The sequence below is a fragment of the Mycobacterium sp. genome (genome assembly GCF_046095365.1).
Taxonomy (GTDB): Bacteria; Actinomycetota; Actinomycetes; order Mycobacteriales; family Mycobacteriaceae; genus Mycobacterium.
The window spans coordinates 25057-32689 of the sequence record NZ_JBJTJF010000052.1; the positions used below are offsets into that span (position 1 = coordinate 25057).

Below are 7633 nucleotides of genomic sequence, written 5' to 3' on the forward strand. Positions count from 1 at the left end.
AAGCAGGTAGCAGGCGATGTTCGAGAGATTCACCGATCGTGCGCGGCGGGTGGTCGTCCTGGCTCAGGAAGAAGCCCGGATGCTCAACCACAACTACATCGGCACCGAGCACATCCTGCTGGGTCTGATCCACGAGGGCGAGGGCGTGGCGGCCAAGTCGCTGGAGTCCCTCGGTATCTCGCTGGAGGGGGTGCGCTCCCAGGTCGAGGAGATCATCGGCCAGGGCCAGCAGGCGCCGTCCGGGCACATCCCGTTCACCCCGCGCGCGAAGAAGGTGCTCGAACTGAGCCTGCGCGAGGCGCTGCAACTGGGCCACAACTACATCGGTACCGAGCACATCCTGCTGGGCCTGATCCGCGAGGGTGAGGGCGTGGCCGCACAGGTGCTGGTCAAGCTGGGCGCCGAACTGACCCGGGTGCGCCAGCAGGTCATCCAGCTGCTCAGCGGCTACCAGGGCAAGGAAGCCGCCGAAGCCGGCACCGGCGGCCGCGGTGGCGAATCCGGCAGCCCGTCGACCTCGCTGGTGCTCGACCAGTTCGGCCGCAACCTCACCGCCGCCGCCATGGAGGGCAAGCTCGACCCGGTCATCGGCAGGGAGAAGGAGATCGAGCGGGTGATGCAGGTGCTGAGCCGGCGCACCAAGAACAACCCGGTGCTGATCGGTGAGCCCGGCGTCGGCAAGACCGCCGTGGTGGAGGGCCTGGCCCAGGCGATTGTCAACGGCGAGGTGCCCGAGACGCTGAAGGACAAGCAGCTCTACACCCTCGACCTCGGTTCGCTGGTTGCCGGCAGCCGTTATCGCGGCGACTTCGAAGAGCGCCTGAAGAAGGTGCTCAAGGAGATCAACACCCGCGGTGACATCATCCTGTTCATCGACGAGTTGCACACCCTCGTCGGTGCGGGTGCCGCCGAGGGTGCCATCGACGCCGCCTCGATCCTCAAGCCGAAGCTGGCCCGCGGCGAGTTGCAGACCCTCGGGGCCACCACGCTCGACGAGTACCGCAAGTACATCGAGAAGGACGCCGCGCTGGAGCGTCGATTCCAGCCGGTACAGGTGGGAGAGCCGACGGTGGCGCACACCATCGAGATTCTCAAGGGTCTGCGCGACCGCTACGAGGCGCACCACCGGGTGTCGATCACCGATGCCGCTCTGGTGGCCGCGGCCACCCTGGCCGACCGCTACATCAACGACCGCTTCCTGCCTGACAAGGCGATCGACCTCATCGACGAGGCCGGCGCCCGGATGCGGATCCGCCGGATGACCGCTCCGCCGGACCTGCGCGAGTTCGACGAGAAGATCGCCGACGCCCGCCGGGAGAAGGAGTCGGCGATCGACGCGCAGGACTTCGAGAAGGCCGCGTCGCTGCGCGACCGCGAGAAGCAGCTCGTCGCTCAGCGCGCCGAGCGCGAGAAGCAGTGGCGTTCAGGCGATCTGGACGTGGTGTCGGAGGTCGATGACGAGCAGATCGCCGAGGTGCTGGGCAACTGGACCGGAATCCCGGTGTTCAAGCTGACCGAGGAGGAGACCACCCGCCTGCTGCGCATGGAGGACGAGCTGCATAAGCGGATCATCGGGCAGTCCGACGCCGTCAAGGCGGTCTCCAAGGCGATCCGCCGCACCCGCGCCGGCCTGAAGGATCCCAAGCGTCCGTCCGGTTCGTTCATCTTCGCCGGCCCGTCCGGTGTCGGTAAGACCGAGTTGTCGAAGGCGCTCGCGGAGTTCCTGTTCGGCGACGACGACGCGCTCATCCAGATCGACATGGGCGAGTTCCACGACCGCTTCACCGCGTCGCGTCTGTTCGGCGCCCCGCCGGGGTACGTCGGATACGAGGAGGGCGGCCAGCTCACCGAGAAGGTGCGCCGCAAGCCGTTCTCGGTGGTGCTCTTCGACGAGTTCGAAAAGGCTCACCAGGAGATCTACAACACCCTGCTGCAGGTTCTCGAGGACGGGCGCCTGACGGACGGGCAGGGCCGCACCGTGGACTTCAAGAACACGGTGCTGATCTTCACCTCCAACCTCGGCACCTCCGACATCTCCAAGGCCGTCGGCCTGGGCTTCACCTCCGGTGGCGGCGAGAACAACTACGAGCGGATGAAGCAGAAGGTCAACGACGAACTCAAGAAGCACTTCCGGCCCGAGTTCCTCAACCGCATCGACGACATCATCGTCTTCCACCAGTTGACTCGCGACGAGATCATCCAGATGGTCGACCTGATGGTGGGCCGGGTTGCCAAGCAGCTGAAGTCCAAGGACATGGACATGGAGCTGACCGACCGCGCCAAGGCGCTGCTGGCCAAGCGCGGCTTCGACCCGGTTCTGGGTGCGCGGCCGCTGCGCCGGACCATCCAGCGCGAGATCGAAGACGCACTCTCGGAGAAGATCCTCTTCGACGAGGTCGGCCCGGGTCAGCTGGTAACCATCGACGTGGACAACTGGGACGGCGAGAGCGCCGGCGAGGACGCGAAGTTCACCTTCATCGGTGGGCCCAAGCGCGAGATCGTCGCCGCTGACCTGGCCACAGCCACGACCACGACAACCGAGTAGGCCCGGCCCGTCTGGGTTTCAGCGGTAGCGCGGCAGCATGGCGAAGACGCCCTTGATGATCGTCATCACCCAGCCGCCGGCATTGGGGCTGTGGTAGCGCGGCCAGTTGAGTTGAAAGCTGACCACCCAGGCCTGACCGGTTCGGTCGACCGCGTACCAGCTGAAGGTCAGGTCGCCGGGCAGGTTGCCGGCCTTGGCGCCGATGTAGGGCCATTCGGCGCGGTCGAGGTCGATTCCGGCCACCTCCGACATGATGTCGCGCACCGGGGCGGCGGGGCCGACCGCGTTGTGCTGCAGTCCGGCGTGCACCCGGCAGATGTCCTCGGCGCTGCCGTACCACTCGGCCCCGAAGGCCGAACCGGGCGATCGGGTGCGTTTCGGATCCGGCTCGTAGGGCCGGGAATCGGCCTCGTGAAGCAGGACCGCTCGTTCGTCGGGGCCGGCCGACTTCCACTGCTCGCGGACGTCGGGGTTGCCCCAACCCACCGCGAAGATCTCCCGCATGGTCGGGAATGGCGTCATGCTGGCCGGGTCGTGGTGGCCGGCGTCGATCAGAGCCCGCTCGACGGCGTGGGTGCCAAGGCGCTCGATGAGCAGGTCGGTCGCCATGTTGTCACTGGTGGCGATCATCTTGCCCGCCGCCTGGCGGACTGTGATCCGGGTGCCGGGGGCCAGCTTGTCGAACCCCGACGATCCGAGCTTCTTCGCCTCGCCTGTGATGGTGAGTAAGTCGTCCCAGCGAATCGTCCCGGCACGTACCGCGTCGGCGACCGCATAGAGAACATATGTCTTGAAAATCGAAGCGAGCGGCAGGGATTCGGCAGTATTGGTGCCCGCGACCTTTGCGCACCGCCCGTCATTGATCTTGGAGACCTGCCACGAATAGCGGGCTCCGGTCCGGCTCAGTGCCGTGTCGACATCCTGCCAGGAGTTGATCGCCGGCTTGCGGGTGTCGACCGACAGCCGGCTGACCATGGTCTGATCATTGGTGCGCAACTCGATGTCCTGCTGTGCGCCGAACGAGCTCATCACATGCAGCTTGGCCGAACCGGCACCGATGTCCACCCCGGTCAGCGTGTAGGGGCGGTCCCACCACAGCGAGTCCATGCTCGCGGTGACCGACTCGACCTCTTCGGGGGTCGCCAGTGTCTTGACGCTGTGGGTCCCGATGGGCCAATCGGAATTGAGCATGTCCATCACCTGTTGGGCCCTGACCCCCTGCGGTGTGTTCAGTCCGATCCGGGTGCCGGCATTGGCGACCGGGGCCGGAGGGGCCGCGCAACTGACGGCCGTGCCGGAGGCCACGACGACCGCGGCGATCGCCAGCAGGCGCCGACGCGGCCTACTGGGTGCCGGCGGACCTGGCAACGTCCATCACGACTTCGAACTCCATCAGCGAGGCACCGGTGGACACAGGGTTGGCCCGCTCACCGGCGTGGGCCTGGATCGCCGGGCCAGAGGCCCAGGCCTGGAACGCCTCCTCGGACTCCCACTGGGTGACCACGAAGTAGCGATCCTCGCCCTTGGTCGGGCGCAGCAGCTGGAACCCGAGGAATCCGGGCTGGTTGTCGACCGCGTGGGCGCGGTGGGCGAACCGCTTCTCCAATTCCGGACCGGCGCCGGGGGGCACCGAGATTGCATTGATCTTGACCACGGTCATAGGCCCTAGGCTACCGCCCTCCTCCGCTGCCCGAGCCACCGCGCAAGATGAGACGGTGACCTCTCAACCGCTGACCCTCCGCGGCGGCGCGGGACGCCCGGTGGTGCTCGTGCACGGCCTGATGGGCCGGGGCAGCACCTGGTCGCGGCAGCTGCCCTGGCTGGCACGGCTCGGCGCGGTCCACACCTATGACGCGCCGTGGCACCGGGGCCGCGGGACCGACGACGGTTCGGTCAGCACCGAGCGGTTCGTCGCGGAACTCACCACGGCCGTCGAGCAAGTCGGCGGGCCGGCGGTTCTGATCGGGCATTCCATGGGAGCACTGCATTCGTGGTGTCTGGCCGCCGAACGTCCCGATCTGGTCAGCGCACTCGTCGTCGAGGACATGGCGCCGGATTTCGTCGGCCGTACCGTCGGGTCCTGGGAGCCTTGGCTGCATGCGCTTCCCGCCGAATTCGATTCGGCCGAAGCGGTATTCGCCGAATTCGGTCCCGTTGCGGGCCGCTATTTCCTGGAGGCGTTCGATCGCACTCCGGCCGGATGGCGTCTGCACGGCGAGCCGGAGCGGTGGATCGCCATCGCCGCGGAGTGGGGCACCCGCGATTTCTGGCGGCAGTGGCACGCGGTGCAGGCGCCGGTGCTGTTGATCGAAGCCGGAGACTCCGTGACACCGCCGGGTCAGATGCGCCAGATGGCCGAGTCGGCGGCTGCGCGGGCCACCTATGTGAAGGTTCCCGGCGCCGGCCACCTGGTCCACGACGACGCGCCTGACCGCTACCGTGAGGTCATCGAGGGGTTTCTGGCTGACGTGCCCGGGATTTGACGCCAAGGACGCGCAACGTCGCGCCCCGCGGCCGCGCATCGTCGCCTTCGGTGTTGGTGGCGCGGCTCCCCCACCCCCTGGGCGGGCCCCCATGGGCGCCTGCGCCCGCCCGCGGGCCCCGGCCGTCGGCGGTAGGTTCCCCCAACCCGTCCACCAGGAGCGAGTCGAGGGCTCGATCGCGTTGTGCGGTATCGGTCAGCCAGACCACATCCAGACGCGCACGCTCCACCGGTTCCCGGCTGTCCCGAAGCACGTCGAGCAACTTCCCGCGAACCTGGCGGTCGGTGCCGGCATATCGCTGGACCGGCCGACCGGGACCGTCGCCGGCCGGCCAGCCCGACTCCCGCCAGGCGCAGCGAGAAAGCGGGCAGATGCCGCACTTCGGCGAACGGGCGGTGCACACCGTCGCACCGAGTTCCATCAGCGCCGCCGAAAAGGCCGGCGCGGAGTCGTCCTCCGGCAGCAGGGCCGACACTTCCGCGTTGTCCCGCACCGCCGACGGATTTCCGGCATCGGCCCTGCCGTGGACGGCGCGCGCCACCACCCTTCTCACATTGGTGTCTACGACCGGCACCCGCTTGCCGTAGGCGAAGCAGGCGATCGCCCGCGCGGTGTAGGCGCCGATACCTGGAAGACCGAGCAGTGTTTCCACGTCGTCGGGCACCACGTCGCCGTGCTCGGCCGCGATCACCGTGGCGCACTCGTGCAGCCGCTTCGCCCGGCGCGGATAACCCAGCTTCCCCCACGCCCGCAGCACTGCTGCGGCCCCGGCCTCGGCCGTCGCCGACGGTGTGGGCCAGCGGTCCACCCAGTCGACCCAGATCGGCGCGACCCGCGCGACCGGAGTCTGCTGGAGCATGAACTCACTGACCAGGATCTGCCACGCGGTAACGCCGGACGCCCGCCAAGGCAGGTCCCGGCGGGCGTGGCCGTACCACCCCAGTAGGTCCACGGCGGGGATGCTCATCGACGGGCCGGTTGGGCGGCAGGGCAGAATACGGGCCATGGTGGACACCAGCCCTGCGCAAGCGTGGACGGCACTCAAGGAGGGTAACGAGAGGTTCGTCGCCGGCAAGCCCGAACATCCCAGCCAGAGCATCGAACACCGGGCCGGTCTGGCCGTCTCGCAGCGGCCCATCGCGGTCGTCTTCGGCTGCGCGGACAGCCGGGTCGCCGCCGAGATCATCTTCGATCAGGGACTCGGGGATATGTTCGTGGTCCGCACCGCCGGTCACGTGATCGACTCGGCCGTGCTGGGGTCCATCGAATACGCCGTCAGCGTGCTCAACGTTCCGCTGATCGTCGTCCTCGGTCACGACAGCTGCGGCGCGGTCAAGGCCACCCTCGCGGCGTTGGACGGGGGCGAGGTTCCGGGCGGTTTCGTCCGCGATGTGATCGAGCGGGTGACACCGTCGATCATGCTGGGCCGCCGCGACGGGCTGACCCGGGTCGACGAGTTCGAGACCCGTCACGTGATCGAGACCGGCAGTCAGTTGCTCGCCCGGTCCAACGCGATCGCCGATCGGATCGAAAAGGGCGACCTGGCCATCGTCGGGGTGACCTATCAACTGGCCGACGGGCTGATCGTGCTGCGCGAGCACCTCGGCGAGATCGGCGAGTAGGCAATCCGGCCGACCGAAACAAGGCGACACGCCGGGCGGGGTCGGACGGCTCGCGGTGACCTCGGCTTACCGTGGGAACGTGCTGGATATCGAACCGCATGGCCCGCTTCCGCCCCAGGTCTACTGGCGGCGCCGCGCCCTGGCCCTCGGCATCGCGTTGCTGGCCATCGCCCTGGTCGTCGGTGCCGGTTTCGCACTCTTCGGCGGGCCCAAGTCGAGGGACACCGCGAAGTCCGAGACCACGCAGATCCCCCAGCCGGAGAACAAGACTCCCGTAGTGCCGCCGGCCGAATCCGGCCCCGAGCCGACGCCGACCCCGACCTCGGCGGTCGCGCCCCCGCCGGTACTGCAGGCCGGTGACGACTGCCCGGATTCCAACCTTGCGATCAAGGGTGTGACCAACGCACCTCAGTACGTCATCGGCGACCAGCCGAAGTTCACCATGGTCGTCACCAACATCGGACTGGTCGCGTGCAAGCGCGACGTCGGCGCGGCGGTGCTCGCCGCCTACGTCTACTCGCTGGACAACACGCGGCTGTGGTCCAACCTCGACTGCGCGCCCTCCAACGAGACCCTGGTCAAGACGTTCAACCCGGGGGAGCAGGTGACCACCGAGGTGACCTGGACCGGCATGGGCTCCGCGCCGCAGTGCCCGCTGCCCCGCGAGCCGATCGGACCCGGCACCTACAACCTGGTGGTGCAGTTGGGCAACGTCCGGTCGGCGGCGGTGCCGTTCACCCTGGCCGACGCACCGCCTCCGCCGGCCGCCCCGGCCGAGCCCGCTCCCCCAGCCCCCGAACCGGCCACCGGTCCCGCGCCCGGGCCGCGGGGACGGGCCGGCCCCAGTCCTGCGGGCCACGGCCGCGGAGGTCGGCCGCACGCGGTCGAATCCGACGGGTTTTAGATACCGGCCGCCCGAGTTCGGCAGCTGCCCAACCGAACTCGGCGGCGGGGCGTCAGCCGGCCGGCGCTGGGGCGGGAGG

7 protein-coding genes are annotated in these 7633 nt (G+C 68.6%); 4 read left to right on the forward strand and 3 right to left on the reverse strand.

What is annotated here, in order from left to right; translation table 11 throughout:
* Window positions 1-16: 16 nt before the first annotated feature.
* Window positions 17-2545, forward strand: a complete 2529-nt coding sequence (gene clpC1, locus ACKOQ4_RS03980) for an ATP-dependent protease ATP-binding subunit ClpC (RefSeq protein ID WP_526289039.1) — start codon at window positions 17-19, stop codon at window positions 2543-2545.
* Window positions 2546-2563: 18 nt separating this feature from the next.
* Here clpC1 and ACKOQ4_RS03985 read toward each other — a convergent pair whose 3' ends face one another.
* Entirely contained in the window at window positions 2564-3913 is a 1350-nt protein-coding gene (locus tag ACKOQ4_RS03985; RefSeq protein WP_526289041.1) for a serine hydrolase, read from the reverse strand.
* Window positions 3888-4205 (reverse strand): mycobilin-forming heme oxygenase MhuD, encoded by a 318-nt coding sequence (gene mhuD / locus ACKOQ4_RS03990; RefSeq protein WP_526289043.1) that lies wholly within the window; start codon window positions 4203-4205, stop codon window positions 3888-3890. The genes ACKOQ4_RS03985 and mhuD overlap by 26 nt, the downstream gene beginning before the upstream one ends.
* Window positions 4206-4260: 55 nt before the next feature.
* Here mhuD and ACKOQ4_RS03995 point away from each other — a divergent pair, with 55 nt between their 5' ends.
* Window positions 4261-5028 carry an alpha/beta fold hydrolase gene (locus tag ACKOQ4_RS03995; RefSeq protein WP_526289045.1) on the forward strand — a complete coding sequence of 256 codons (768 nt, stop codon included), beginning with the start codon at window positions 4261-4263 and terminating at the stop codon, window positions 5026-5028.
* Here ACKOQ4_RS03995 and ACKOQ4_RS04000 read toward each other — a convergent pair.
* A complete protein-coding gene (locus ACKOQ4_RS04000) occupies window positions 4991-6034 on the reverse strand; it encodes an iron-sulfur binding domain-containing protein (RefSeq protein ID WP_526289047.1) in 1044 nt (347 codons plus the stop codon). The two genes, ACKOQ4_RS03995 and ACKOQ4_RS04000, sit on opposite strands and share 38 nt — an antisense overlap.
* Between ACKOQ4_RS04000 and ACKOQ4_RS04005 the strand changes: the two genes are divergently transcribed.
* A complete protein-coding gene (locus ACKOQ4_RS04005; protein WP_526289049.1) occupies window positions 6033-6650 on the forward strand; it encodes a carbonic anhydrase in 618 nt (205 codons plus the stop codon). The two genes, ACKOQ4_RS04000 and ACKOQ4_RS04005, sit on opposite strands and share 2 nt — an antisense overlap.
* A gap of 79 nt (window positions 6651-6729) precedes the next feature.
* Window positions 6730-7554, forward strand: a complete 825-nt coding sequence (locus ACKOQ4_RS04010; protein ID WP_526289051.1) for a hypothetical protein — start codon at window positions 6730-6732, stop codon at window positions 7552-7554.
* Window positions 7555-7633: the final 79 nt, after the last annotated feature.